The sequence below is a fragment of the Altererythrobacter lutimaris genome (assembly GCF_013371495.1).
In the GTDB taxonomy this organism is placed as follows: Bacteria; Pseudomonadota; Alphaproteobacteria; order Sphingomonadales; family Sphingomonadaceae; genus Erythrobacter; species Erythrobacter lutimaris_A.
Window position 1 is genome coordinate 825,704 of record NZ_JABWTA010000001.1, and the last position, 24,819, is coordinate 850,522.

25 protein-coding genes are annotated in these 24,819 nt (G+C 57.3%); 14 read left to right on the top strand and 11 right to left on the bottom strand.

Going from position 1 to position 24,819, the window contains the following annotated elements:
- Nucleotides 1-49: 49 nt before the first annotated feature.
- From HUO12_RS03990 to rsmI, 4 genes are all read right to left on the bottom strand, one after another.
- On the bottom strand, nucleotides 50-1,297 hold the full coding sequence (locus HUO12_RS03990) for a sodium-dependent transporter (protein ID WP_217905166.1): 1,248 nt from the start codon (nucleotides 1,295-1,297) through the stop codon (nucleotides 50-52).
- Nucleotides 1,298-1,415: 118 nt separating this feature from the next.
- Complete coding sequence (gshB, locus tag HUO12_RS03995; RefSeq protein ID WP_176272372.1) at nucleotides 1,416-2,369, bottom strand: glutathione synthase; 954 nt, start codon at nucleotides 2,367-2,369, stop codon at nucleotides 1,416-1,418.
- Nucleotides 2,370-2,379: 10 nt separating this feature from the next.
- Nucleotides 2,380-2,745 carry a YraN family protein gene (locus HUO12_RS04000; protein WP_176272373.1) on the bottom strand — a complete coding sequence of 122 codons (366 nt, stop codon included), beginning with the start codon at nucleotides 2,743-2,745 and terminating at the stop codon, nucleotides 2,380-2,382.
- Entirely contained in the window at nucleotides 2,742-3,650 is a 909-nt protein-coding gene (rsmI, locus tag HUO12_RS04005) for a 16S rRNA (cytidine(1402)-2'-O)-methyltransferase (protein WP_176272374.1), read from the bottom strand. The genes HUO12_RS04000 and rsmI overlap by 4 nt, the downstream gene beginning before the upstream one ends.
- On the opposite strand from rsmI, the gene HUO12_RS04010 reads away from it, so the two are divergent.
- The 5 genes from HUO12_RS04010 to HUO12_RS04030 all read left to right on the top strand — a co-directional run bounded on the left by HUO12_RS04010 (nucleotide 3,642) and on the right by HUO12_RS04030 (nucleotide 8,920).
- The gene (locus HUO12_RS04010) at nucleotides 3,642-4,808 is read left to right on the top strand and encodes a penicillin-binding protein activator (protein ID WP_176272375.1); all 1,167 of its coding nucleotides are present in this window, start codon (nucleotides 3,642-3,644) and stop codon (nucleotides 4,806-4,808) included. The genes rsmI and HUO12_RS04010 overlap by 9 nt on opposite strands.
- Before the next feature lie 93 nt (nucleotides 4,809-4,901).
- The gene (parE, locus tag HUO12_RS04015) at nucleotides 4,902-6,878 is read left to right on the top strand and encodes a DNA topoisomerase IV subunit B (protein ID WP_176272376.1); all 1,977 of its coding nucleotides are present in this window, start codon (nucleotides 4,902-4,904) and stop codon (nucleotides 6,876-6,878) included.
- Between the two features lie 3 nt (nucleotides 6,879-6,881).
- Nucleotides 6,882-7,421 (top strand): hypothetical protein, encoded by a 540-nt coding sequence (locus HUO12_RS04020; RefSeq protein WP_176272377.1) that lies wholly within the window; start codon nucleotides 6,882-6,884, stop codon nucleotides 7,419-7,421.
- Nucleotides 7,422-7,787: a hypothetical protein gene (locus HUO12_RS04025; protein ID WP_176272378.1), complete on the top strand. Its 366-nt coding sequence runs from the start codon at nucleotides 7,422-7,424 to the stop codon at nucleotides 7,785-7,787.
- Nucleotides 7,787-8,920 carry an alpha/beta fold hydrolase gene (locus HUO12_RS04030; protein ID WP_176272379.1) on the top strand — a complete coding sequence of 378 codons (1,134 nt, stop codon included), beginning with the start codon at nucleotides 7,787-7,789 and terminating at the stop codon, nucleotides 8,918-8,920. The genes HUO12_RS04025 and HUO12_RS04030 overlap by 1 nt, the downstream gene beginning before the upstream one ends.
- 6 nt (nucleotides 8,921-8,926) lie before the next feature.
- Here HUO12_RS04030 and HUO12_RS04035 read toward each other — a convergent pair whose 3' ends face one another.
- On the bottom strand, nucleotides 8,927-10,147 hold the full coding sequence (locus HUO12_RS04035) for a bifunctional alpha/beta hydrolase/OsmC family protein (RefSeq protein ID WP_176272380.1): 1,221 nt from the start codon (nucleotides 10,145-10,147) through the stop codon (nucleotides 8,927-8,929).
- A gap of 164 nt (nucleotides 10,148-10,311) precedes the next feature.
- Between HUO12_RS04035 and HUO12_RS04040 the strand changes: the two genes are divergently transcribed.
- Entirely contained in the window at nucleotides 10,312-11,169 is an 858-nt protein-coding gene (locus tag HUO12_RS04040) for an AAA family ATPase (protein WP_176272381.1), read from the top strand.
- A 6-nt stretch (nucleotides 11,170-11,175) separates the two neighbouring features.
- On the opposite strand, the gene HUO12_RS04045 is transcribed toward HUO12_RS04040, so the two are convergent.
- Nucleotides 11,176-12,576, bottom strand: a complete 1,401-nt coding sequence (locus tag HUO12_RS04045) for a methyl-accepting chemotaxis protein (protein ID WP_176272382.1) — start codon at nucleotides 12,574-12,576, stop codon at nucleotides 11,176-11,178.
- Between the two features lie 132 nt (nucleotides 12,577-12,708).
- On the opposite strand from HUO12_RS04045, the gene HUO12_RS04050 reads away from it, so the two are divergent.
- Both HUO12_RS04050 and HUO12_RS04055 read left to right on the top strand, forming a co-directional pair.
- Nucleotides 12,709-13,893, top strand: coding sequence for a vWA domain-containing protein (locus HUO12_RS04050; RefSeq protein WP_176272383.1), 1,185 nt, complete (start codon nucleotides 12,709-12,711; stop codon nucleotides 13,891-13,893).
- 77 nt (nucleotides 13,894-13,970) lie between these two features.
- Nucleotides 13,971-14,576 carry an immunity protein Imm33 domain-containing protein gene (locus HUO12_RS04055; protein ID WP_176272384.1) on the top strand — a complete coding sequence of 202 codons (606 nt, stop codon included), beginning with the start codon at nucleotides 13,971-13,973 and terminating at the stop codon, nucleotides 14,574-14,576.
- A gap of 9 nt (nucleotides 14,577-14,585) precedes the next feature.
- Here HUO12_RS04055 and HUO12_RS04060 read toward each other — a convergent pair whose 3' ends face one another.
- From HUO12_RS04060 to HUO12_RS04070, 3 genes are read right to left on the bottom strand one after another with little or no spacing between them, the layout of a single operon-like run.
- Nucleotides 14,586-15,302 carry an SDR family oxidoreductase gene (locus HUO12_RS04060; protein WP_176272385.1) on the bottom strand — a complete coding sequence of 239 codons (717 nt, stop codon included), beginning with the start codon at nucleotides 15,300-15,302 and terminating at the stop codon, nucleotides 14,586-14,588.
- A gap of 17 nt (nucleotides 15,303-15,319) precedes the next feature.
- Complete coding sequence (locus tag HUO12_RS04065) at nucleotides 15,320-16,525, bottom strand: exo-beta-N-acetylmuramidase NamZ family protein (RefSeq protein WP_176274279.1); 1,206 nt, start codon at nucleotides 16,523-16,525, stop codon at nucleotides 15,320-15,322.
- Nucleotides 16,526-16,530: 5 nt separating this feature from the next.
- The gene (locus HUO12_RS04070) at nucleotides 16,531-17,049 is read right to left on the bottom strand and encodes a DOMON domain-containing protein (protein WP_176272386.1); all 519 of its coding nucleotides are present in this window, start codon (nucleotides 17,047-17,049) and stop codon (nucleotides 16,531-16,533) included.
- A gap of 82 nt (nucleotides 17,050-17,131) precedes the next feature.
- Here HUO12_RS04070 and tyrS point away from each other — a divergent pair, with 82 nt between their 5' ends.
- The 6 genes from tyrS (at nucleotide 17,132) to HUO12_RS04100 (ending at nucleotide 22,647) form a co-directional block, all read left to right on the top strand.
- Nucleotides 17,132-18,361: a tyrosine--tRNA ligase gene (gene tyrS, locus HUO12_RS04075; RefSeq protein ID WP_176272387.1), complete on the top strand. Its 1,230-nt coding sequence runs from the start codon at nucleotides 17,132-17,134 to the stop codon at nucleotides 18,359-18,361.
- 131 nt (nucleotides 18,362-18,492) lie between these two features.
- Nucleotides 18,493-18,831, top strand: coding sequence for a PilZ domain-containing protein (locus HUO12_RS04080; protein ID WP_176272388.1), 339 nt, complete (start codon nucleotides 18,493-18,495; stop codon nucleotides 18,829-18,831).
- A gap of 106 nt (nucleotides 18,832-18,937) precedes the next feature.
- Nucleotides 18,938-20,215, top strand: coding sequence for an MFS transporter (locus HUO12_RS04085; protein WP_176272389.1), 1,278 nt, complete (start codon nucleotides 18,938-18,940; stop codon nucleotides 20,213-20,215).
- A gap of 50 nt (nucleotides 20,216-20,265) precedes the next feature.
- The gene (gene cysK / locus HUO12_RS04090; RefSeq protein WP_176272390.1) at nucleotides 20,266-21,186 is read left to right on the top strand and encodes a cysteine synthase A; all 921 of its coding nucleotides are present in this window, start codon (nucleotides 20,266-20,268) and stop codon (nucleotides 21,184-21,186) included.
- A gap of 119 nt (nucleotides 21,187-21,305) precedes the next feature.
- Complete coding sequence (locus HUO12_RS04095) at nucleotides 21,306-22,061, top strand: sterol desaturase family protein (RefSeq protein WP_176272391.1); 756 nt, start codon at nucleotides 21,306-21,308, stop codon at nucleotides 22,059-22,061.
- Entirely contained in the window at nucleotides 22,054-22,647 is a 594-nt protein-coding gene (locus tag HUO12_RS04100) for a methyltransferase family protein (RefSeq protein ID WP_176272392.1), read from the top strand. The genes HUO12_RS04095 and HUO12_RS04100 overlap by 8 nt, the downstream gene beginning before the upstream one ends.
- A gap of 13 nt (nucleotides 22,648-22,660) precedes the next feature.
- Here HUO12_RS04100 and HUO12_RS04105 read toward each other — a convergent pair whose 3' ends face one another.
- Both HUO12_RS04105 and HUO12_RS04110 read right to left on the bottom strand, forming a co-directional pair.
- On the bottom strand, nucleotides 22,661-24,058 hold the full coding sequence (locus tag HUO12_RS04105; protein WP_176272393.1) for a DEAD/DEAH box helicase: 1,398 nt from the start codon (nucleotides 24,056-24,058) through the stop codon (nucleotides 22,661-22,663).
- Nucleotides 24,059-24,204: 146 nt separating this feature from the next.
- Nucleotides 24,205-24,795, bottom strand: a complete 591-nt coding sequence (locus HUO12_RS04110) for a hypothetical protein (RefSeq protein ID WP_176272394.1) — start codon at nucleotides 24,793-24,795, stop codon at nucleotides 24,205-24,207.
- Between the last annotated feature and the right edge of the window lie 24 nt (nucleotides 24,796-24,819).

The window sequence follows — 24,819 nt, forward strand, 5'->3', positions numbered from 1 at the left end:
AAGATCGTAAACTGCCGACTGCCAGTTGCGCAATCGACTTTATGACCACTCACCGTGACAGGCCAGTCACGAAGATCGCAACTATTGCCAGCGGAATGACATATCGGATCAAGCCTCGCCAAAGGGCAAACAACCAATCGCTCGTTTGCGCCAGTTCCTCTCGCATCAACGATCGTGGCGCGACCCATCCTGCGAGCAGTGCAGCGGTCAGAGCGCCTATCGGCAATACCACGCTCCCGACTATCCAATCGAGCCAGCTGCCAAGCTCATCGATCAAAATAAGCCCGAAGCCTCCGCCCCATGCGAGCAGCCCGAACAGCAGCGTGGCGTTACGCTCACTCAGACCAAACTGTTCGACACCGACAGTCCGTGAGACCATGAGGATGGCAATCGACGAAGTCAGCGCTGCTATGAAGGCAAGAAAAAAGAATGCCCCGCCGATCAAATTGCCAAACGGCATGCCGGCGAAGAATTGCGGCAGGGTCTCGAAGATGAGCCCCATTCCAGCTGCCGGGTTCATCCCGAAAGCGAACACAATGGGAAAAATCATCAACCCCGCGACAAGCGCAACAAGTGTGTCTGCTCCAGCGATGACAGTAGCGTTCGAAGTGATGTTTTCATCATTGGGAAGAAACAATCCGAACGTAATCATGAGGGCAGCACCCAAGCCGAGCGAGAAGAGCGCCTGACCGAGGGCGGCCAGCACGACGTCCGGGGTAATTTCATCGAAGCGCGGCGTGAACAGATATGTCAGCGCTTCACTCGCCGCGCCACTGAACAATGCGAACGCGGCGAGGCTCACCAGCAGAAGGAAGAACATCGGCATCAAGAACACCGATGCGGCTTCAATGCCTTTGTTCAAGCCGCGCAGCACAATTGCCGTAGTTATCGCTACGAAGACAGTGAACCACAGCATTGGCGCGAGCGTACCGTCATAGAGCGAGGACGTACCCTTACCGCCCAGGTCGCCGATGAAGCTCATCGCAGAATACGCCATGATCTGGCCAGAGATCATCGAGTAGCTGGGCAGTATCATCACTGCCGCCACAAGCCCGAACCAGCCTGTAATTTGCCAATTGGGCGCTCGACCTTTGTCGACTGGCAGGTCCGGCGCAGTTCCGTTCGCTGAACGCCCCTTATGTCGGCCAATCGCCAATTCCGCGACCAGCACGGGATAACCAATCAGGAACACGCAAAGGATGTAGATCAGCACAAATGCGCCGCCACCATTCTCGCCAGCCTGAAAAGGAAATCTCCACAGGTTCCCAAGCCCGACGGCAGAACCAATTGCGGCCATTAAAAAGCCAAGTCGCGAGCCCCATTGCGGCCCGCGCGCGCCTCCGATCATACCCTGCTAGCCCCCACCTGCTTGTCAAAGAGCAGACAGACAGGCCTGCCTTCAGATTGTCAATCGATTAAGACAGCACCCGTCCCTCAATCGCGTCCCAGATCATTCCAGCGACATCTGAATCATCGAAGTTCGAGATCGCCACGATCCCAGTCGGCGAGGTCACATTGATCTCGGTCAGGTATTTCCCGCCGATCACGTCGATACCCACGAAAGTCAGGCCGAGCCGTTTCAGCTCCGGTCCCATCGCGGCGCAGATTTCCTGTTCGCGCGCCGTCAGCTCAGTCTTTTCAGCGCTGCCGCCCATAGCGAGGTTTGAGCGGAACTCGCCCTCGCCCGGCTTGCGGTTGATCGCGCCAGCGACTTCACCATCGACCAGCACGATCCGTTTGTCTCCTTCCGCCACTTCGGGAAGGAAAGGCTGAACCATATGCGGCTCGGGCCAGGTCTGGTTGAACACTTCGAACAGCGCGGACAGATTGTCGCCATCGGCAGGCACACGGAAGATAGCCTTTCCGCCATTGCCGTGGATTGGCTTGACAACAACCGCGCCGTGCTCCGACATAAAACGGCGCACTTCATCGACTGAGCGTGTCACAAGCGTCGGTGGCATGAACTCACGATAGTTCAATACCATCACCTTTTCCGGCGAATTGCGGACGCTGACGGGATCGTTCACCACCAGCGTCTCATCCGCGATCCGCTCCAGCATATGTGTCGCGGTGATATAGCCCATGTGGAATGGCGGGTCCTGCCGCATGAGGATGACGTCGATGTCTTTACCAAGGTCGAGCCTTTGCGCCTCGCCCTTGGTGAAGTGATCGCCTTCGACGCGCTGCACCGTCACCGGATAGCATTCCGCGTAAAGCCGGTCATCCGCGTCGAGCGTCAGGCTTTCCACGTGATATTCGAAGATCTGATGCCCGCGCGCTTGAGCTGCTTCCATCAAGGCGAACGAGCTGTCGCCTTTGATATTGACGCTTTCAATCGGGTCCATCTGGACGGCTACGCGAAGGCTCATGCGGGTTCTCTTATGGTTGCCAGGCGTTGACGATGTGGCGTGGCAAGCTCGCCGGTGCAAGCAGGATCACGTCGATTCTTATATCTTCGCCTGGCCCCGCATATTCGTGCGCGACGCATTCGACGGCGGCTGCGACGCGTGACAGGCGATATTCGTCAATGGCGGTATCAAGGTCCGCTTTCTTCGCGCGCCATTTGACTTCGATGAAGGCGATGACGCCGGCACGCTTGGCGATGAGATCGATCTCACCGAGGGGTGTTTTGACCCGCCGAGCCAATACGCGCCAGCCTTTAAGCGTGAGCCATGCAGCGGCGCGATCCTCGCCTTGCCGCCCTCGCCGCTCTGCACGTTTGCGGGTGACAGGCGCGCGCTTCATTCTGCTTTGAGTTCCATTGCGCGAGCATAGAGCGCTTTGCGATCGAGCCCCGTTGTTTTCGCGACTTGAGCCGCGGCTTGCGAGGTTTTCATCGACGCAAGAGCTTCGCGCAGCATCTTATCCGCGTCTTCTGCGCTCGCTTGCGAAGCAGGGGGCAGCCCCGCTAGAAGCACGATCTCACCCTTGGGTGGATGCGCCTCGTAATGCGCCGCGAGTTCATCCGCGCTGCCCGTCCGACATTCCTCGTGCAGCTTGGTTATCTCGCGCGCGACGGAAACTTCGCGGCCCGGCAGGACGTCTGCAATGGCATTGAGCGATTTCACGAGACGCGGGCCACTTTCATAGAAGACCAGCGTGGCTTGAGTGTCAGCAAGCTCACCAAGCGCCTCTGCCCTCGCCTTTTCCTTCACCGGCAAAAAACCTGCAAACAGGAAGCGATCATTGGGCAAGCCGGACAGTGTCAGCCCGGCGATAGCCGCGCATGCGCCGGGAATAGTCGTCACCACCGCTCCGGCTTCGCGCGCCTTTCGCACCAGATCATATCCGGGATCGGACACAAGCGGCGTTCCAGCATCGCTAACGAGCGCAATCGCTTCGCTTTGCATTTGCTCGATCAACCTGTCGCGCGTTCCATCACTCGCATGATCGTCGTAACGCATAAGCGGCTTTGAAATGCCTAAATGCTTTAAAAGCTTGCCGGTTACGCGCGTATCTTCACACGCAATCCGGTCGCACCAGCTCAGCACGTCTATCGCACGGAGCGTTATATCGCTGAGATTGCCAATAGGCGTGGCGACTATATACAGGCCTGAAGGAAGAGACTCGTTAGTCGCGGGTTCGGGAGAGGTGCTGCTCACACGTGGCACTATTGGTCGAGTGAGGGTTAGTCGGCAAGTATGAAGCATTTTCTTTTCAAGAGCCGCACTTGGGTTGCGGCAGGTCTGGCGGTTGTGCTGGCTGGCTGTCAGGTTGTTCCAAAGACCGGACCAGACACAACCGGCCCTGTTGATGAGCCTACTCCGGAGCCGACTGCAGACGCTCTGCCGACAGATGAAACACGTCACCGTATTGCGCTGCTCGTGCCGCTTGCGGGCAACAATGGTGATGTGGGTCAGTCCATTGCCAATGCGACGACAATGGCTCTGCTCGACACCAGCGCGGACAATCTGCGCATCACGACGTACGACACCTCGCGCGGCCCGCGCGATGCAGCGCGCAAAGCGATTGCGGACGGCAACAAGCTGATCCTTGGCCCGCTCATGTCCGACAATGTCGGAGCAGTTCTGGCAGAAGCTCGTCCTGCGGACGTGCCGCTCATTTCATTCTCGAATGATACAGGCGCAGCCGCGGTCAACGCGTTCGTTATGGGGCACATTCCAGAGCAATCGGTCGCGCGATCTATAGCCTATGCGCGCAGGCAAGGAGCGACACAATTCGCGGCGCTCCTGCCGACGGGGAATTATGGCGACAGGGCGTTCAGCGCGTTGAAGAATTCTCTGCGTAATTATGGCGGCTCGCTGGTCGCGACCCAGCGTTATGATCGCGGCAATGCCAATATTAGCGCTGCCGCCAGAAGGCTCTCAAGCGAAGGTGGTTTTGATACTGTGTTGGTAGCAGACGGCGCGCGGCTTTCCGTCCAGGCTGCACTGGCTTTGCGAAATGACGAGACACGCGATCTTCGTTTGATCGGCACAGAACTGTGGAGCGGCGTTGATGCGCTCAACCTTTCCAGTTCGATGAACGGCGCGCTGTTCTCGGCTGTTTCCGATGCTCGCTATCAGCGCTTTGCTGACAGCTATAAGAGCCGCTTTGGCGACAACCCTTACCGGATCAGCACGCTCGGTTACGACGCAGTGCTGCTGATGTTGAGAGTCGCGCGCGATTGGCGCGTTGGACGGGATTTCCCAGTCTCGCAGCTGCGTGATTCGGGCGGGTTCCTCGGCCTTGACGGTCCCTTCCGTTTCCGCCGCAATGGCGTGGTGGAGCGCTCAATGGAAGTCCGCCAGATCCAGGCCAATGGTGTCGCGGTGGTTGATGCTGCTCCATCGCGCTTTGACGACTGAAACCTTCGCCCACTGCCGAGCGATGCAAACGCAGATGGGGATAGCGTAATCCCTATCTTGTAAGCGTTCGGCTTACGGCGATATTGGACACATATGTCTGACGATCTGTTTGCTGGAACGCCTGCCTCGAGCGGCGACTATGATGCTTCCTCGATTGAAGTCTTGGAGGGCCTTGAGCCTGTCCGCCGCCGACCCGGCATGTATATCGGCGGTACGGACGACCGCGCGTTGCATCATCTTGCGGCCGAAGTTCTCGACAACGCGATGGACGAAGCCGTCGCGGGCCATGCGAGCCGGATTGAAGTGCGTTTGGAGGAAGGCAATCGCCTTTCAATCAGTGACAATGGACGCGGCATTCCCGTCGACGAGCATCCCAAGTTCCCCGGCAAATCCACGCTGGAAGTGATCCTTTCGACGCTTCACTCGGGCGGAAAGTTCTCTGGGAAAGCCTATGCGACATCTGGCGGTCTGCACGGGGTTGGTGTCTCGGTCGTCAACGCGCTGTCGAGCCACACTCGCGTTGAAGTCGCTCGCGACCGTCAGCTTTACGCGCAGGAATTTGCGAAGGGTCAGACCCTCGGCAAGATCGAAGAGCTCGGGCCAACGCCTAACCGGCGCGGTACTACGGTTACGTTTACGCCAGACGAGGAAATCTTCGGCGACCGCCAGTTCAAGCCGCATCGTCTGTTCAAACTGGCGCGCTCCAAGTCATACCTCTTCGCAGGGGTTGAGATCCGCTGGAAATGCGCGGACAGCCTGGCAAGCGAAGACGTGCCTGCGGAAGCCGTTTTCAAGTTTCCGGGAGGCCTTGCAGACCATCTGGCTGAACAAATCGGCGCACGCGAATGCGTCACCGCGCAGCCGTTTACTGGCAACGCGGAATTTCCGGAAGAAAAAGGCCGCGTCGAATGGGCGGTTGCGTGGCCGCTATATTCCGACGGCTCGACCAGCTGGTATTGCAACACGGTCCCAACACCCGATGGCGGAACGCATGAGCAAGGTCTGCGCGCGGCGCTCACCAAGGGTCTGCGCGCATTTGGCGAGCTGACACAAACCAAGAAGGCCAAGGATATTACAGCCGATGATGTCATGACCGGCGGCGAAGTGATGCTTTCGGTCTTCATCCGCGATCCGCAGTTCCAGTCGCAGACCAAGGACCGTCTGACTTCTCCAGAAGCCACGCGTCTGGTTGAGAACGCCGTGCGCGACAGCTTCGATCTGTTCCTCACTGACAATATGGAGCGCGGCAAGGCGCTGCTCGGTCAAGTCATGGAGCGCATGGAAGAGCGTCTGAAGCGCAAGCAGGAACGCGAGATCAAGCGCAAGAGCGCGACCAATGCCAAGAAGCTGCGTCTACCCGGCAAACTCACCGATTGCTCTGGCGAAGGCGATGGCGAGACGGAACTGTTTATCGTCGAAGGCGATTCAGCAGGCGGTAGCGCCAAGCAAGCGCGTAACCGCAAGACGCAGGCCATCCTTCCGATCCGCGGGAAGATCCTTAACGTTGCGTCCGCGACGGCTGACAAGATACGTGCAAACTCCGAAATCGCTGATCTGACGCTCGCCATGGGTTGCGGGACGCGCAAAGACTGCGATCCAAGCAATCTGCGCTATGACCGCATCATCATCATGACCGATGCTGACGTCGATGGCGCGCATATCGCGACGCTACTGATGACATTCTTCTTCCAGGAGATGCCGGAGCTTGTCCGTCAGGGTCATCTCTATCTGGCGCAGCCGCCGCTCTACAAACTCACGGCTGGCAAAGAGAGCCGCTATGCCCGCGATGATGCGCACCGCGCGGAGCTTGAAGAGAGCGTGTTCAAAGGCAAGAAGGTTGAAGTAGCCCGCTTTAAGGGCCTCGGCGAAATGAACCCGCAGCAATTGCGCGAAACGACGATGAACCCGGACACGCGCAGCCTTATTCGCATCACTCTGCCGCAAGAGTTTGAGGACCGTGCTGCAGTGAAAAGGCTGGTGGACGAGCTGATGGGCCGCAATCCCGAACACCGCTTCAATTTCATCCAGAACCATGCAAGCGATATCGACCGCGATCTGATTGATGCATAGCGCATGAAAAGACTAGCCGCGCTCCTTTGCGTCTCGGCGCTTCTCGGAACTGCTACCAGTGCTAGCGCTGAAGCGGAGAGACACGACTTTCCATTCGAGCGGTTCCTCGGTCATTGGGCCTTGAAAGACGATCGCTTCCAGCAGGTCTGGGATGGCAAGACCGTTGAAACCCTCTCGATCCCTGGTCACCGCACCCACTGCAAGAAAGTGAACACGCGGCATTCCGTGCTTTGCGAAGTCGATGCGGTCGACTTCCAAGGACATATACTCTGGGCGATTGATGCCGAGGGTAGCGAAGTGCATCACTTATCGCACTTCGGAACGGCACGGCTGGGCCACGGTTTCGGTGAGCTCAGTCCGCAAGGCGATATGCGGCTACGCATCCGGTTCTCAGACGAACCCGATGGAACCTATCGCGTCTATGACTACCGCTGGTTGTCAGAAACCGAATATGAGATGATCTCGAGACAATATGATTGCCAGGGTCAGCCGACCGGCAATTGGTACGGCGGCACCTTCATACGTATCGAGAGCGAGGGATAAGTGTTTCCCGACAAACAAGAAGACGAAGACGGCGATGTAATGGCGGGCGATCGCCGGATTGCGCGGCCCGACACAGCGCTGCCTGACTGGCACAATCCAGACACCAGCTATCGGCCAATCCCCATCGTATGGTTCACTGCGGCTTTCTTGGTTCAGAGTGTAGTCTTATTGGCAATCTCCGTGGTTTTCTCCCATGCGAATGGGATTCTTCCTATCGCCTTTGGCATTAGTGCGACCTGGGTCATTGGGAGGAAAACCTGGGACAGAGGCATGAAAAATGCGAGCGAACGCTGGAAGGCCGCCACAATATGGGTGCTGCTCATCCAACTGGCGTTCATCGTGCTTGGGGCAAGCGACAGGCTGTAATGCCGCGCAAAGCTCTCCTCTCAGCCCTGCCTTTTGTGCTGCTTGCTGGCTGTGCTTTGCAGCCACCCGATCCTGCTCCACTGGTCGAAGGCTGCGCCAATGTGCCTGTCAGTGCCGCAGTTGATGATGAAAGCCAGCAATTCTTCTTCCTCTCGACCGCTATCCCTGACTGCCGCGATGGCGGCTTCAGGCTCGCGCCCTATCGCCATCCGGATCAGACCTACGGCTCAGGCATGTATGAGCTGATTGAAGGCGAAGCGCAGCCGCCGACCCTCGCCAAGCATGACCGCGATGACTGGTTCATGGCGCTTGAAAGCGCAATCAATACCCATCCCCAGCGCCGGGTGATCGTCTTCATTCATGGCTATGCGACGAGCTTTGAAGAAGCGCATAAGGATGCAGCGGAAGTTCGCGCACTGGGCGCGAGCAACATTCCCTTGGTCGTTCTGCATTGGCCTTCACGCAACAATGCGCAAGACTATCTGCTTGATCGGGCTAGCATCGGCTGGGCGCAGGACAGCATTATCGAGACGCTGGGCACGCTGACCATCCTTGCTGACGACATCACGCTGGTGACGCATTCCATGGGCGCGCAGGCCGGCACATCGGCTGTTCTCGCTCTGGATGAACTTTCTGCAGCGAATTCGGCTGTGATCAAGCGCATCGTGCTGGCATCGCCTGACTTTGACCGCGACAGAGCGTTGCGGATCGGCGGCACCGTGGATCAGCTTCTGGGCCGCGATCGCAAGCTGCTTGTTTACGCATCTGAGAAAGACAAGGCCTTGCGCGCCTCACGCACGGTAAACGGCTACGCGCGCTTAGGCACGACCAGTTGTGAGTTTGATCTGGTGTACGAGCGCCGTGCGCTCGGTAAAGAAGGGAACTGCCATCTGACCGCCCCGAGACAAGGCTTCGCCATCGTCGATACCGGCCCGTCCATGCCCGGCGGCTATCTACGGCATAATGACTTTCTCGATAGTTGCCATGTGCGCGCTGATATAGCGGCTTTCCTGCGCGATGAGCCACCGCCTGCTTATCGTGTCCAGATCGGCGACGAGGAAAACGAAGGCTATGTAATCGACCCTTCCATCACTTTCGATGGAGCACCGTGCGAACCCATTAGCGACGACTAGAACCCCTCAGTCCGCGCTCTCCGTGTGGATATGCAGGTGACCTTCGAGAGTACGGTGTACCGGGCATTTGTCTGCGATTTCGATGATCTTCGCGCGCTGTTCATCTGTCAGCGCATCGCCATGGATCGTAATCCGCCGGTTTAGCGCCTGTACCTGAGCGCCCTCGCCTTCTTCCTCGCAATGGTCGCAATCCTCGTGGTGGTTGCGTTCATGCGTGACTTCCACCGTGGTGCCTTCAAATGGCCAGCCTTTGCGGTCAGCGTACATTTTCATGGTCATGGCAGTGCATGTGCCAAGCGCGGCGTTGAGCAGATCATACGGCGTAGGCCCCGTATCATCGCCGCCATAGCTCAGCGGCTCATCCGCTACAAATCGGTGCGTTGCGGTATGCACTTCCGTTCCAAACTTGCCATTCCCGGTGCGCACCACAACACCGCCCTTCGGCAGGTCAACAGGCGCTGAATTTGGCAGGTATCGCTGCGCCCACTGTGCGATAACACCCGCAGCGAACATCGCGTCGTCCGCATTGGTCAGCAAATGATCGGCCTCCGCAAGACTGATGAAGCTCTTGGGATGCTTCGCCGCGCCAAACAGGTTTCCGGCGTGCTCAATGCCAACGATGGCATCTGTTGGCGCATGAGCGACCATGATCGGCACCCTCAGCTTTGCAACCTGATCCAGCAGGTCTGTACCGTGCGTATTGTCGAGGAAATCCTTGCTCAGTCGGAAAGCGCGTCCGCCAATCGTGACATCGCCCTCGCCTTCGCGCTCGATCGCTGTGAGGTCGCCTTTGATGTTGTGAAGGACATGCGGGACATCGCTGGGCGCGCCAATCGTAGCGATCGCAGCGACCTTGTCCTTGCCGAGCCTGTGTCCGGCAGCGAGGACCGCAGCCCCACCAAGGCTATGGCCCACCAACAAGATCTTGCCGGAGAAGCGATCGCATAGCGCTTCTGACGCAGCGACAAGATCATCCACATCGCTTGCAAAGCCTGCACGGCCAAACTCACCTTCGCTCGCACCAAGGCCGGTAAAGTCGAAGCGCAGCGTCGCAATCCCTTCGCGCGCCAATGCCCGAGTTACCGCGACAGCCGCTTTCGATTGCATGGTGCAGGTGAAGCAATGCGCAAACAAGGCCGCACCGCGCACAAGACCTGTAGGAAGCTCCAGAGTGCCAGAAAGCTGGTGGCCCGCCGCTGTTGTAATGGATATCTTTTCCGCTGGCATTCCCGTCTCCATAATCCGCTGTTGTACGACCGGGTTCGTTCCGATCAGCCTATCGTTACATGCGATAGCGGCTGAAGCGGGTTTACGCCACGGCACCCTTGCCTCTTTGCGCACTGCCCCCTAACGCTTACGTCAAGTTGCAAGACACCACTTAAAGGAATGGCATGACCGATACTACGCGCTTTGAAGGCACGAGTTCTTATATCGCAACCGACGATCTCAAGGTCGCGGTGAACGCAGCTGTGACTTTGCGCCGCCCTCTGCTGGTCAAAGGTGAGCCTGGCACCGGTAAGACCGTCCTCGCGCATGAAATCGCGCAGGCCATTGATGCGCCACTGATCGAGTGGAACATCAAGTCCACCACCAAAGCTCAGCAGGGTCTCTACGAATATGATGCCGTCGCGCGTCTCCGCGATGGCCAGCTCGGTGATGAGCGCGTTCACGACATTTCGAATTACATCAAGAAGGGCAAGCTCTGGGAAGCTTTCACTTCCGAGCAGCTGCCTGTCCTTCTGATCGACGAGATCGACAAAGCCGACATCGAGTTTCCGAACGATCTTTTGCAGGAACTCGACCGGATGAGCTTCGATGTTTACGAAACGCATGAGCGGATCGAAGCAAAAGAGCGCCCGATCGTTGTGATCACATCAAACAATGAGAAGGAATTGCCTGACGCGTTCCTGCGCCGCTGTTTCTTCCACTACATCAAGTTTCCCGATCGCGACACAATGCGCGAGATCATCGACGTGCATTATCCCGGCATCCAGAAGAACCTCGTCACCAAGGCGATGGATATCTTCTACGAGCTGCGCGAAGTTCCGGGCCTCAAGAAGAAGCCGTCAACGAGCGAATTGCTCGATTGGCTGAAACTGCTCTTGAACGAAGACATGCCGGTCGAAGTGCTGCAAGACGCCAATCCGAACAGCGCCATCCCGCCGCTTCATGGCGCGCTGCTCAAGAACGAGCAGGATGTGATGATGTTCGAACGGCTGGCCTTTATGGCGCGCCGCAATCCGACCTGAACAAGATCAGTCGAAGGCGTAAGCCAGCTCGAAATCGCCCCAGCGTCTGCCGTTGATAATCAGCGGTACATACACATTGCGCACGACTTGATAGTCCTCTTCGCCCGCTTCCGAGCGGTAAACAGCCATCATGTAATCAGCCGAGCTCTGCTTGGCTTTGATATCCACTCCGCCAAGATACTTGATGCCGTTGCGGCAGTGCGAAGTATCAAGCTCGACATTGCCCGTTGGAAACCGAGAAAAAGTCGTTGAGTGGGTGGGAAGGAATCCCTGCATGTCGGTGCAAACCCCACCGATAATCTCGTTCGAAAGGGTTTCCATGCGATCGAGCTCAGGACGGATATTTGCATCTGCCCAATCGGAGAACCGTGTCCGATAAAGCTGTGGGTTGGTGCCTTCTACGGGCACATAGTGGTCGTCGAACAGAGCGTCTTTGCTTAGGGCACCACTCTCAATCGCCGCTTCGATCTTTGCTTGGAGACGATCTGTTTCTTCCTTCGCGAGGGCAACCATCGCTTCATCACGCGGCGAAAGGCCTGCATGGACAAGCCGATCGAACATATCGCTCGCGGTGAGTTCAAGCTCTTCCATGCGCTGGTGCGCGGCCTCAAGCTTGCTCTCATTGTCTTTCGCGGCTGTATCAAAACTGCGCATGACGTCCTGAACCTCGACCACATGCGCGCTGATTGTCGCAGTGGAATGCGCGATCTGTTCGTTCTGCTTGTCGACCTCTTCGACCAGCTCGCCAACTTCGCTTATCGTGCGCTCGATCTGGCTGGCAGAGTTCTTTGCAGCGTCACTAGCCAATGCGCCTGCTTCGATCTGCCCAATGACCTGCGATGCTTCTTCGCCGAGTGCTTCGACTGTGGCAGAGATTTCCTCGGTTGCTTTGCGCGTATCGTTGGCGAGGCTCTTCACCTCGTTTGCAACGACAGCAAACGTGCGTCCGGCCTCGCCCGCCCGCATGGCTTCGATTGTCGCGTTAAGCGCAAGGATATTGGTTGTTTCAGCGATCTGATCGATGTCCTGCGCGCTGCGGCGAACCTGATCCATCGCGCTGGCAAAGCCTGTCACATGCTGCGCCATCGCGTCAACAAGCTCCAGCAAGGAATTGATTTCAGACAGAGATGACTGAATGAGCGTAGTGCCCTGCCCGAGGCGTTCCATCGCCTTTTCCGACAAGAGCCGCGCTTCATCGCTGGCATCTGCAACCTTGGCCTGGTCAGCTTCCAAAGCGCTGACTGTGCCTGACAATGCATCGTGCTCTGCCCGGAGCCGTTCGGACGAAGCGATGACCGCTTCGACGATGCCGGCCACATCGGTGCAGCCAACGGTTACTTCACCGCATTTTTCCGGAATCATATCGAGCGCGGCCACGCTCTGATTTTCGATTTCCACCGGCTTCATACCGAATGCGCCCCTCTTTAAGCTCTTGCGGGACCGCTAAGCTGGGATGGTTAGAAAACCATTAAGCAAAAGCGCATGTGGCGGCGCGCAATGGGTTGGCAAGATCGCCTCCGCGAAGCTATGAGATCCGGTATGTTCTTCAATTTTGTAGATGAGCTCCGCGAAGCCGGCATTGGTGCTTCGTTCAAAGAACACCTGACGCTGCTTGAAGCGCTCGACAAGGATGTCATCGAGCAAACGCCTGAGGCGTTCTATTATCTGAGCCGCGCGACGTTCGTGAAAGACGAAGGCATGCTCGACCGGTTCGACCAGGTATTCCAGAAAGTCTTCAAAGGAATTCTGACGGATTACGGCCAGAACCCAGTGGAGATCCCGGAAGACTGGCTCAAAGCTGTCGCGGAGAAGTTCCTGACGCCTGAAGAGATGGAAGCGATCAAGTCCCTCGGCGATTGGGACGAGATCATGGACACATTGAAGAAGCGCCTTGAGGAGCAGGAAAAGCGGCACGAAGGCGGAAGCAAGTGGATCGGCACAGGCGGCACCTCGCCCTTCGGTCATTCAGGCTACAACCCTGAAGGCGTACGCATCGGCGGTGAAAGCAAGCACAAGCGCGCGATCAAGGTCTGGGAAAAGCGCGAGTTCAAGAACCTCGATAACACCAAGGAACTGGGCACGCGCAACATCAAGATGGCGCTACGTCGTCTTCGCCGGTTCGCGCGTGAAGGCAATCCCGATCAACTCGATCTGGACGCGACGATTGACGGCACAGCCAAGCAAGGCTGGCTCGACATTCACATGCGGCCAGAGCGCCGCAACGCGGTGAAGTTGCTGCTGTTCCTCGATGTGGGCGGCTCGATGGATCCCTTCATCAAGCTCGTTGAAGAGCTGTTCAGTGCAGCCACAGCCGAATTCAAGAACCTTGAGTTCTTCTACTTCCATAACTGCCTCTATGAGGGCGTGTGGAAGGACAACAAGCGCCGCTGGCAAGAGCGTACCAAGACTTGGGACGTGCTCCACAAATATGGACATGACTACAAAGTGGTTTTCGTCGGTGATGCTGCGATGAGTCCCTATGAAATCACACATCCCGGTGGCAGCGTGGAGCATATGAACGAGGAAGCGGGCGGTGTCTGGATGCAGCGTGTAACAAACACGTACCCTGCAACGATATGGCTCAATCCAGTGCCGGAGAAGCAGTGGAGCTATTCGCAGTCGACCAAGATCATGAAGGAACTGGTGAACGACCGCATGTTCCCACTGACCCTTGATGGCTTGGACGATGCCATGCGCGAACTCAGCCGCAAGCAGGGACATTAACGATCAGCGAGCTACCTCCCGGCATTACACTCGACGATCCGCGCCCCATCGCTGCGGAAGCGCCATACACGTTCGAGATGCCGCATGAATTGGAGCTTGCCGCGCTCAAACCCGGCGACGGGGTGAAAGCAATCTTCCGTCAGACAGAGGGCGAGACCAAATACGGCGCAGAGCGCATGTGGGTTCTGATCGAGCGGATCGAGAATGATCTAATCTACGGCACGCTGGACAACGATCCTTTGGATATGCCGCTGATCGAAGCAGGCATGCCGGTCGCTATCCCGCTGAGCCATGTCATCTCGACCGCCTTTTCGAAAGACAACCCTCGCCCGCAAACTCCTGAGCGCCGCGAATACTGGGATCGCTGCATGGTTGACCTTTGCGTTTCCGAAGGCAGAAGCCATGTCGATTATCTCTATCGCGAGAATCCTGACATGACCAAGGAAGGAGACAAGTTCCCCGATAGCGGCTGGCGGCTACGCGGCCTTCCAGAGATAACTGACGCTGAAGCAGAGCTGGAAAACGCGATCCAGTACATTGCCTTAGGGGCCGTTCTTAACAAAGATGATCGCTGGATCCACCTGATTGACGAAGCGCCGGGGGTCGCCTTTCAATGGGATCCCGAGGCTCAAGACTATATCCGTTTCGACCGTCCCGATTTGCTTGAAGCCAACGATGATTGAGCGGTTGCCTTACCAAGGCACTTCATCGCCCTGAAGCTCGTAGAACTTGCCATTATCGGCAAAGCTCAGGCCCGCAATCACGTGGCGTTGATGCGTCACGCTATCCTCAACTGTCCAGTGCGCAGCTTCGCCGCCCATATCAGTCTTTGTCCAGCCGGGTGACAGTGCAACTGTCGTTATGCCGCGATCAGCCAGATCATTCGCAACTCCTTTGGCGAGCATGTTCAGCGCTGCCTTGCTTGTACGATACAAATGCGATCCACCCATCGTGTTGTGAGCGATTGATGCAAGGCCCGAGCTGATCATGATGATCTGCTTCTTGTCGCTGGCTGCGACATTCTCGGCCAAAGCCTCGGTCACACGCATCGCGCCGAGAAGATTGACGTCCAGGATCCAGCGCCATTGCCCATAATCGATGCTGCCTAGCGATTGCTTGTCAGCATCCGGGTCCCAACTCTTGTCGCCCGCTGTGCCTGCATTGTTGATGAGCACATCAATCGCAGCGCCATCCAGCCGGCCAACAAGCGCACAAACAGACTCGCAGCACGTCACATCCAGTTCTTCGATCTTGAGGTTCGAGGCATGTTTTTCAGCCAAGGAAGCGAGCTCTGTGGCTTCTTCAGGCTTTCGACATGTCGCAATAACTGTCTCGCCAGCGTCGAGCGCTTGCTTCGTATGCTCCAGACCGATCCCGCGATTGGCGCCTGTAATGAGAATTGTAGACATCGATCCCGCTCCAAGCGTCAATAAAGCAAATGCTCGCGCACGGTCGCGACCCAGCTTGCCTCATCCGCGCTGGCAAGAGCATCCAGATCGCCTGGAGCAGCCGCCGGGTCATCGACCCATTTGCGCAATGATGGCCCGCCATTGATCACATCGATCGCCAACACATCATTGGTATATTCATATTTGAAATCCGTACCGCGCCACAGCTCGTAGTCTGGATAGAGCGTGCGGATCGCTTTGAATGCTAGCGCCTGCAAACGCCAAGGGCGGAACAGGTCATGAGTGTAGTGTGGCCCCTCCGCATGGATCATCAGCGCATTGCAGAGCGTGCCAACATGCTTGTGGAAGGTCGGCTCGAACCAGCAATCGCGGATCGCGCAGCCGGTCATCCATTCCGGCTCCAGCTTGTGCATCGCGGCAAGCACCGCCTTTGCATCGACATCGGGAGCGGCGAACAGCACTTCCAATGGCCGGGTTGTCCCCCTTCCCTCGCTCAGTGTCGCGCCTTCGATCATCACTGTGCCAGCATAGGCGCGCGCCATATTGAGGCTCGCGGCATTGGGCGAAGGATTGATCCAGATCCGGTCCGTCGGCCAGCCATATCCGGGACCTGCTTCAGGCAGCCAATGATGCATATCAATGACGCGATATTCCACATCGAGGCCGAAATGCTCAATGAACCAGTGGCCCATTTCGCCAAGTGTCAGTCCATGTCGCATCGGCATAGGCGCCGCACCGACAAAGCTTTCGTGTCCCGGGACAAGCAACGTTCCTTCGACGGGGCGGCCCGCCGGATTAGGACGATCCAATACCCAGACTTCTTTCCCCGCCTTGGCCGCCTCTTCCAGCAGGTAAAGAAGGGTCGTCACGAAAGTGTAGATGCGGCAGCCCAGGTCTTGCAAGTCGAAGAGAAACACATCCGCCGTCGACATCATCTGACCCGTCGGCCGCCTCACCTCGCCATAGAGACTGAAGACAGGGATGCCGTATTGCGGATCAGTTTCATCCGCAGTCTCGACCATATTGTCTTGCTTGTCGCCCTTTAGACCATGCTGAGGTCCGAAGGCCGCGGTCACATTCACTCCCGCAGCAATCAGAGCATCAAGCGAATGCGTAAGGTCAGCGGTCATACTAGCGGGATGCGCCACCAGAGCCACCCGCTTGCCTTCGAGCGGTTTGCACAGTTCCGGCTCACTCAACACCCTATCTATGCCAAACTTCATTGCCATTATCGCTTCTCCACCCGGAACTGGCGGCAGACTGCGCTATGAAACTCAGCCTTCCCCTCCTGAAAAGCCATCGCCCAGAACTGGATGTTGCCTTCTTTGTCTTCGACAATTGCATTGAGAGCGACGTTAGCAGGCACTGGCAATGCGGACACGATCTCTGCTTCCAGCACCAATTGCCCAGCATCGCGCGTACAGGAAATCTCAACATTGTCTCCCGGTGCATCCCGCGCATTCTCGCGGAAATCATCAAAGTCATACGCGGCCCAACGGGTCGACGGCGAGAGGTTGAACTCACGGTAACAGCTGCCGCCATCCGGCTGCCAGAAAATCTCAAAGCAAGTCGTTTCCCATAGATAATCGGTCCGCTCCGGCTCTTCGCGCTTCGGTACTTTGATCGAGGATATGTCGCCTTCGAGCTTGAATGCAGTGGTGCAGCCGCTCGATGTTGGCTGAAGCGTGGCTTTGACTTTCGCAATCGGCCCAGCCGAGCAGTCGGGATGCAGAACTAGCGATCTCATAGCCACACTGACTAGGTTTGTGTGCACCCCCAAGCAAGAGGCTTACACACAGCTTCAAGCGCTGCTAGAGGCTCCAGCCGAAATGAGCACTTACAAATCCGATCTCCTGCGCGTTCTCGACGGGCGCGGCTACATCCACCAGACCACCGATGCCGAAGGTCTTGATGCGCTTGCGTCCAAACAGATCGTACCCGGTTATATCGGCTTTGATGCGACCGCGCCTTCGCTCCACGTAGGGAGCCTGGTGCAGATCATGATGCTGCGCCGTTTACAGCAGGCAGGGCACAAGCCAATTGTCGTCATGGGCGGCGGTACGACCAAGATCGGTGACCCTAGCGGCAAGGATGAAAGCCGCCAGTTGCTCACGCCGGAACGCATCGGCGAGAACATCGCCGGTATTCGCAAGGTGTTTGAACGCCTTCTGACCTTTGGCGATGGCCCCACCGATGCCATCATTGTCAATAATGATGAGTGGCTGTCCGAGCTCGGTTATATTGAACTGCTGCGCGACGTGGGTCCGCACTTCACGATCAACCGCATGCTGACTTTCGATTCCGTGAAGCTGCGGCTTGACCGCGAGCAGCCGCTGACTTTCCTCGAATTCAATTACATGATCCTGCAAGCCTACGACTTTCTCGAACTTGCTCGTCGGCACGAATGCCGTCTTCAAATGGGCGGCAGCGATCAATGGGGTAATATCGTCAACGGTATGGAGCTTTCCCGACGTAAGGAAGGCCACGAATTGTTCGGGCTGACCACACCCCTTCTCACTACCGCCGACGGGGCGAAGATGGGCAAGACGGCCGCTGGCGCTGTATGGCTGAATGAAGAGCAGCTGTCCGGATATGATTTCTGGCAATATTGGCGCAACACGGATGACCGAGACGTCGGCCGCTTCTTGCGCCTGTTTACCGACTTGCCGCTGGACGAGATCGCGAAGCTGGAGGCGCTCAAAGGCGCTGAGATCAACGATGCCAAGGTGGTGCTCGCGAACGCCGTCACGGCACTTGTGCGCGGGGAAGAAGCTGCCAAGGCTGCTGAAGCAACCGCAAAAGAGACATTTGCTGGCAGCGGTGCAGGTGAGGACCTCCCTACCTTGAGTGTCGGCGCGGAAGGCATGCGCGTAGGCGCAGCGCTGACCGCAATTGGCTTCACCACTTCGAATGGCGAAGCCAAGCGAAAGATCGCCGAAGGTGCAGTGAAGCTCGAGGATGCGGCAATCACCGATCCGGGCTTTCTGATCCTGCCCGATGAAGGTGCTCAACTCCGCCTCAGCTTGGGCAAGAAAAAGCACGGGCTCATCACTCGCTGAAGCCAATCGGCGCAAAACCCTAACTGACTGACGCAAAGCACTGCGCAGCAATTCTTCTCTGCGCTTTACCAATTGTCAGCCTTTCTGATGCATTAGGCATTCAACGAAAGGAAAATTGGAGGTCGTTGTCAGTGTCAGCCGGAGCAAACCTTAGCGTAACGGATCTGCGTCGCGCCGCGCGTCATCCCGTCGATTTTCCGGCGATTGTCGAGCATTTTCGCCACGGTGACATGAACCTTCACATCGCGAACATTTCCGCGCATGGGTTCATGGTAGATGATGCTGAACAGCTTAACCGCGGAGACCGGGTCATCATTCGCCTTCCTATTGTTGGTCGCATTGAGGCCTATGTTATTTGGGCGCACGACAACCGTGCAGGTTTCCAGTTTGAGCGCATCATTCGTCTGGATGATTTCATGACGATTATTGATACGCTCCAGCCTAATCCTCGGCTGCGTCGTCCGCGCTAACAGGGTCTGACAAAGAGACGAAAATTCAGGGCGCTTTCGAGCGCCCTTATTCTTACCCAACACATTCTTGCTTGGCACGTCGCAGCCGCGCTGCCATGGCGCACTCGTGGACACCCAAGAGACCTTCGCGGCTGATCAGCCCTCGCATCCCTTCAAGGTCGCTAATTTCCGGTACTACTGGCTAGCCCGCCTGACAATGACGCTCGCTCAGTATTCGATGATGCTGATCATCGGATGGCAAGCCTATAATATCGCGCGCGATGGCGGTTTGAGCGTCGCAGAAGCATCCGGCCAGTTGGCAGTCATAGGATTGCTTCAGTTCGCTCCGCTTTTTTTACTGACGCCATTCTCTGGCCTTGCAGCTGACCGCTTTGACCGCCGCACACTTGGGCGCCTCACAATTCTGCTGCAACTGGTATGCGCTGGCATCCTCGCGTGGTTCACCTGGAATGGCGCGATGGCTCTTCCTGTGTTGTTCAGCATCGCGATCCTATTGGGCGTGGCGAGAGCATTTACCGGTCCTGCCATGTCTGCGCTTGCGGCAAACCTCATCCCCAAGGCGATCTTGCCAAATGCCATCGCATTGTCGTCTATCTCTTGGCAGGTCGGTATGATCGCGGGGCCAGCGCTGGGCGGTTACCTCTACGCGATAGAGCCTGCCCTGCCCTACACCGTCGCGACCGGTCTGTTCGCTCTCGCGTTCGTTGCGATGAGCCTGATCGGCAAGGTTCCGCAGCCTCCGCTTAAGAAAGACGTCCGTCCCATAGGCCAAATCGTTGACGGCATGCGCTATGTCGGGCGCAACAAGATGGTGCTGGGTTCCATCACGCTAGACCTGTTCGCGGTCTTCCTCGCCGGAGCAACGGCACTGTTTCCCGTCTATGCACGCGACATCCTGCAGGTCGGCGAGCAAGGCCTTGCACAATTGGCGATGGCGCCAGCGGTGGGCGCAGCAATAACTGCGGCTTGGTTCTCTTTCAGACCGCTTCGCAACAATGTGGGGCCGAAAATGCTGTGGTCAGTGTTTGTGTTCGGCATCGCGACGATTGTCTTTGGCCTTTCGACCAATATGGCACTCAGCCTCGCCATGCTGTTTATTGTCGGCGCGGCAGACATGTTCAGCGTCTACATCAGAGGCTCTCTGATCCAGCTGCATACACCGGATGAGAAGCGCGGCCGGGTTTCTGCCGTCAGCCAATTGACGATCAGCGCTTCGAATGAAGGCGGTGATTTCTTCTCGGGCAGCCTTGCTTACGTCATCGGTCCAGTCGGCGCAGTCGTTGCAGGCGGAGTTGGCGCAATCGTAACCGTGGCCCTGTGGGCGCGAATATTCCCTGTGCTCAGAACAACGAAAACCTTCGATCCGCCTGATGATTTAGAGTGAGAACCTGCTAGAAGCCTTCTTGCAACAAATTTCCTCCAAAGGAGCACCCCATGAAAGCCGCAAACATTCTCGAGACGATTGGCAACACACCGCACATCCGTTTGTCGCGGATGTTTCCGGATCATGAGGTCTGGATCAAGAGCGAGCGGGCCAATCCGGGCGGCTCGATCAAGGATCGTATCGGACTTGCGATGATCGAAGATGCGGAGAAATCCGGTGCTTTGAAGCCCGGCGGGACCATTATCGAGCCCACTTCCGGCAATACCGGCATCGGACTCGCGATGGTGGCAGCTGTAAAGGGCTACAAACTCGTGCTCGTCATGCCCGAAAGCATGTCGCTTGAACGCCGCCGCTTAATGCTGGCCTATGGTGCGAGCTTCGATCTGACGCCTAAGGAGAAGGGCATGAAAGGCGCGATCGAGCGGGCGACCGAGCTGGTCGAAAGCACTGAAGGCGCTTGGATGCCAAGCCAGTTCGATAATGAAGCGAACTACAAGGTGCACATCGCGACGACTTCGAAAGAGATCCTTGCGGACTTCGCAGATGCTCCCATCGACGTGATGATCACTGGCGTTGGCACGGGCGGTCACCTCACTGGCTGTGCAGAAGCTCTTAAAGCGGAATGGCCCGGCATGAAGGCCTATGCGGTCGAGCCCACGCTTTCGCCCGTCATCAGCGGAGGTCAGCCCGGCCCTCACCCCATCCAGGGCATCGGCGCGGGTTTCATTCCGGGCAACCTGCACACTCAGTCGATTGACGGAGCCATCCAGGTCGATCCGGAAGCCGCCAAGGAAATGGCCAAGCGCGCCGCTCGCGAAGAAGGAATGCTCGTCGGTATATCTTCAGGCGCGACGCTTGCTGCAATCGCACAGAAACTGCCTGAACTCGATGCCGGAACGCGCGTGCTTGGTTTCAACTATGATACGGGCGAGCGATACCTCTCCGTTCCGGATTTCCTGCCTGCGGAATAGCACTGAGCGGAGCAAAAACAGCGAAGTCCTTCACAGCTCGCTAACCATTTTCATCTATCCGATCCTCAGGTTTGAAGAGCCGGCATCCGCGCCGGGTTAACCGGGGGATCACACGCCGCATGTTGGACTTGCAACATGTCTATGCCGTTGTTCTGACAGCGCTCATTTTCGTGCCGCTGGAATGGCTGCTGCCTGCGCGCAAGGCCCCCAAGCCAGAGCGTCAGCGCTATCTCACCGACATTCTGCACGTGGTGATCGGCGGGTTGCTGATCCGTGTCGGCACCGTTCTCGTACTGCTCGGGCTAATTTTCTACGGCCCGGTGAGCGATGCCTATGGCATTCCCATGTGGCTGCAGATCCCGATCCTGATCGCGATGCGCGACTTCGGATTTTACTGGGTTCACCGCCTCTATCATTCAGTGCCGTTCCTGTGGCGCTTCCACCGCATTCATCATTCCAGCGAGCATCTCGACTGGCTTGCCTCATACCGCCTGCACCCACTTGACCAGAGTGTGCACTCAGCAATTGTGTTGGCGCCGACTGTGCTGCTGGACTTCTCGCCCATGGCTGTGCTGGTCGTGACAGCAATCTATCGCTGGCACACGATCTTGCTTCACTCCAATGTCCGCATTTCATTTGGCCCGCTGGAGAAAGTCATCTCCGCGCCGAGCTTCCATCACTGGCATCACGCCAATGAAGAACAGGCGCATGATCGCAATTTTGGCGGTCAGCTGACCATTTGGGACCGCATGTTTGGCACGTTCTACAACGCGTCCTCACCTCGCCCGTCGCGCTACGGCGTCGACAATCCACCGCGCGAGAACTTCATCACACATACAATCGAACCATTTCTGCCGGGGAAAAACAATGGCTGAACTGATCCGCTGGGCTGAGCGCCTATTCCTGATTCCGTTGAGCTGCCTGGTGATTTACCGGGTGTGGCCGCATATTGCAGACCATCCGCATATGGTGCTGTTCCTCGCATCCGAGGTGGTTGGCGTGGTCCTGTTGCTGACGCAGCGCCGCGGCACGTGGTCGGTGGATATCTATCCGTTGATCGTGGCTTTGCTTGGTACAGGCGTTGGTCTGCTGGTCGTCCCGGCAGGCGCGCAATTGGTGGCAGAGCCGATCTCAGTCATGCTTGTGATGACCGGCGCGGGTATTTCATTCCTTGCGAAGATTTTCCTTGGCCGCAGCTTTGGCGTTGTTCCGGCCAATCGCGGCGTCAAAGTCGTCGGCGTTTACCGCTTTGTGCGCCATCCGATGTATCTGGGCTACATGATCAACCAGCTTGGTTTTCTGCTACTGTTCTTCTCGCTTCACAATGTCGTGATCTACGCGATCGCCTGGTATGCCTTCTGGCTACGCGCTCGCGAAGAAGAGAAGTTTCTGGAGAAAGACGAAGCCTACCGCGCCTATCAGGACAAGGTACGCTATCGTTTGATCCCGGGTGTAGCCTGATCGCTAGTAAGGCCTAGCTCGCGCCAATATCAAGGAAGCCGGGCTTCGGCCCGTTCCATTCGCCTGCCGCAACTGGCTCGTCGTCCTGATCCTCGCGGCGCGAACGTGACTTACGCACGGGTTTTTCCGCGCCTGCGTCTTCATCCTTCCGGCTCTTGCGCTTGGGCTTTCCAGGCTTGGCTTCCTGCCTGTCATCGTCATCGCGCTCGCGGGAACGAGAACGCTTTGGATTCTCTTCCTGCGCATCGTCGTCTGACTTCGGCCGCTTGGGTTTGTCGACCAATTCGACACGCACGTCGTCCTTGCCGAAGACTTTAACTTCACTGCCCGTGAGCTTCTCGACATTGGCGATAGCTTCGGCATCTTCTTTCGATACGAAAGTGAAGGCACGGCCCTTTGCCCCTGCCCTGCCCGTACGGCCAATCCGGTGAACGTAATCGTCGGGATGCCACGGCGTGTCGAAGTTAAATACGTGAGATACGCCTTTGATATCGAGCCCGCGGGCGGCAACATCAGAAGCCACGAGAATATTGATTTCACCTGACTTAAAGCGATCAAGTTCCTTGATCCGGGTCGCCTGATCTATGTCACCATGGATTTCACCACTGGAAAAACCATGCCGCTGCAAGCTCTTGTTGAGCTCACGGACAGTGGTCTTGCGGTTCGCAAAGACGATCGCCGTTTCAACTTGGTCGTGCTGTAGCAACCACCGCAGCGTCTCGCGCTTCTTGCGGTTCTCCACCGGGATCTTGAACGCGGTGATATCCTTGTTCGTCGATGCCGCACGGCTCACTTCAATCCGCTTGGGATTGCTCAGGAATTTCTTTGCAAGCTTCTCGATCGGCGGCGGCATTGTGGCGGAAAACAGCATGGTCTGCCGTGTTTCCGGAAGCTTGTCACAGATGAATTCGATATCGGGAATGAAGCCCATATCGAGCATGCGGTCCGCTTCATCGATCACGAGAAGTTCGCAGCCGTTAAGAAGGATCTTGCCACGCTCAAACAGGTCCATCAACCGGCCCGGCGTTGCGATCAAAACGTCGACGCCTTCATCCAGCGCTTTCAACTGGTCTCCCATCTGCACACCGCCAATAAGCAGCGCCATGGTGAGGTCGTGATTCTTGCCGTATTTCTCGAAGTTCTCCGCCACTTGAGCGGCAAGCTCGCGCGTGGGCTCAAGAATAAGCGAACGCGGCATCAAAGCGCGCCTGCGGCCCGCTGCCATGACGTCAATCATTGGGAGCACGAAACTGGCGGTCTTGCCTGTGCCTGTTTGCGCAATACCGATCAGATCGCGCATCATCAGAACAGCTGGAATGGCTTGGGCTTGAATGTCAGTCGGCTGTGTGTAGCCCGCGGCTTCCACCGCTTGCAGCAATTTGTCAGAGAGGCCGAGATCGGCAAAAGTCATAGGCTAATCAAATTTTCCGGATGTAAATTGCCTCGACAAAGCTCGGCAATGCGCCGGATTGCCCCCGGCAAGCTGTGCGAGCCATTCGCTGAATAGTCGAAAAAAGTCAAGTTTGTGCAGCGCAGCGAAGGCGCGGATCACCGCAGTCAGATCTGGACCGGGACCAGCTCGCGCATTCGGGTGAGTTCACAACTCGCACCAGAGCGCGACTGAAGCATATCGCGCGCGACGCACAACATCCCGTCTTCGTTACGCTCGATATAAAAGCCTGAATAGAAGTCGCGCGCGCGGCAGGACTTGTCCAAATGCGCGCTGATCATGCGCTGGTCTTCCAGATAGAGCACTAGCCGGTTGCCGCTTCCCGGACGCACACCAGCGATGCCTTCCACTTCAACGCAATCGTCCATCTTGCGCTCTTCGTAGCGCTGCCTTTGTACCGGCTGGGATTGCTCCGCCATAAGATTACTGCGCGGTGCGCGGGCCGCCGGCGAGATGCGGATCACCACCCGCCGTTCAATCCGAACCTGTCGATGGACAGGCGCCGAATATAGCGCTTCGAGCCGTTCGCTTTCATCGCTCAGCGCATCTGACTGCGCCAGCGGCCTGTAATTGGGGTCAAGGTGTGCTGGCGCATCGAGCGCGTCTTGCGATGCCATCGTGGTAGGCACAGGCGCATTCGCTGCAACCACTGGCAGAGCGAGCGCAACCAGACCTGACAAGACAAAGCGCGTTTTCATCCAACCCCTCATTGGCAGGTGCCT

Bases quoted from the DNA above. Each gene is read 5' to 3' on its own strand.
- HUO12_RS03990 (WP_217905166.1), bottom strand. From the start codon at position 1,297: ATGGCCGCAATTGGTTCTGCCGTCGGGCTTGGGAACCTGTGGAGATTT.
- gshB (WP_176272372.1), bottom strand. From the start codon at position 2,369: ATGAGCCTTCGCGTAGCCGTCCAGATGGACCCGATTGAAAGCGTCAAT.
- HUO12_RS04000 (WP_176272373.1), bottom strand. From the start codon at position 2,745: ATGAAGCGCGCGCCTGTCACCCGCAAACGTGCAGAGCGGCGAGGGCGG.
- HUO12_RS04010 (WP_176272375.1), top strand. From the start codon at position 3,642: ATGAAGCATTTTCTTTTCAAGAGCCGCACTTGGGTTGCGGCAGGTCTG.
- rsmI (WP_176272374.1), bottom strand. From the start codon at position 3,650: ATGCTTCATACTTGCCGACTAACCCTCACTCGACCAATAGTGCCACGT.
- parE (WP_176272376.1), top strand. From the start codon at position 4,902: ATGTCTGACGATCTGTTTGCTGGAACGCCTGCCTCGAGCGGCGACTAT.
- HUO12_RS04020 (WP_176272377.1), top strand. From the start codon at position 6,882: ATGAAAAGACTAGCCGCGCTCCTTTGCGTCTCGGCGCTTCTCGGAACT.
- HUO12_RS04030 (WP_176272379.1), top strand. From the start codon at position 7,787: ATGCCGCGCAAAGCTCTCCTCTCAGCCCTGCCTTTTGTGCTGCTTGCT.
- HUO12_RS04035 (WP_176272380.1), bottom strand. From the start codon at position 10,147: ATGCCAGCGGAAAAGATATCCATTACAACAGCGGCGGGCCACCAGCTT.
- HUO12_RS04040 (WP_176272381.1), top strand. From the start codon at position 10,312: ATGACCGATACTACGCGCTTTGAAGGCACGAGTTCTTATATCGCAACC.
- HUO12_RS04045 (WP_176272382.1), bottom strand. From the start codon at position 12,576: ATGAAGCCGGTGGAAATCGAAAATCAGAGCGTGGCCGCGCTCGATATG.
- HUO12_RS04050 (WP_176272383.1), top strand. From the start codon at position 12,709: ATGTTCTTCAATTTTGTAGATGAGCTCCGCGAAGCCGGCATTGGTGCT.
- HUO12_RS04055 (WP_176272384.1), top strand. From the start codon at position 13,971: ATGCCGCATGAATTGGAGCTTGCCGCGCTCAAACCCGGCGACGGGGTG.
- HUO12_RS04060 (WP_176272385.1), bottom strand. From the start codon at position 15,302: ATGTCTACAATTCTCATTACAGGCGCCAATCGCGGGATCGGTCTGGAG.
- HUO12_RS04065 (WP_176274279.1), bottom strand. From the start codon at position 16,525: ATGAAGTTTGGCATAGATAGGGTGTTGAGTGAGCCGGAACTGTGCAAA.
- HUO12_RS04070 (WP_176272386.1), bottom strand. From the start codon at position 17,049: ATGAGATCGCTAGTTCTGCATCCCGACTGCTCGGCTGGGCCGATTGCG.
- tyrS (WP_176272387.1), top strand. From the start codon at position 17,132: ATGAGCACTTACAAATCCGATCTCCTGCGCGTTCTCGACGGGCGCGGC.
- cysK (WP_176272390.1), top strand. From the start codon at position 20,266: ATGAAAGCCGCAAACATTCTCGAGACGATTGGCAACACACCGCACATC.
- HUO12_RS04095 (WP_176272391.1), top strand. From the start codon at position 21,306: ATGTTGGACTTGCAACATGTCTATGCCGTTGTTCTGACAGCGCTCATT.
- HUO12_RS04100 (WP_176272392.1), top strand. From the start codon at position 22,054: ATGGCTGAACTGATCCGCTGGGCTGAGCGCCTATTCCTGATTCCGTTG.
- HUO12_RS04105 (WP_176272393.1), bottom strand. From the start codon at position 24,058: ATGACTTTTGCCGATCTCGGCCTCTCTGACAAATTGCTGCAAGCGGTG.
- HUO12_RS04110 (WP_176272394.1), bottom strand. From the start codon at position 24,795: ATGAAAACGCGCTTTGTCTTGTCAGGTCTGGTTGCGCTCGCTCTGCCA.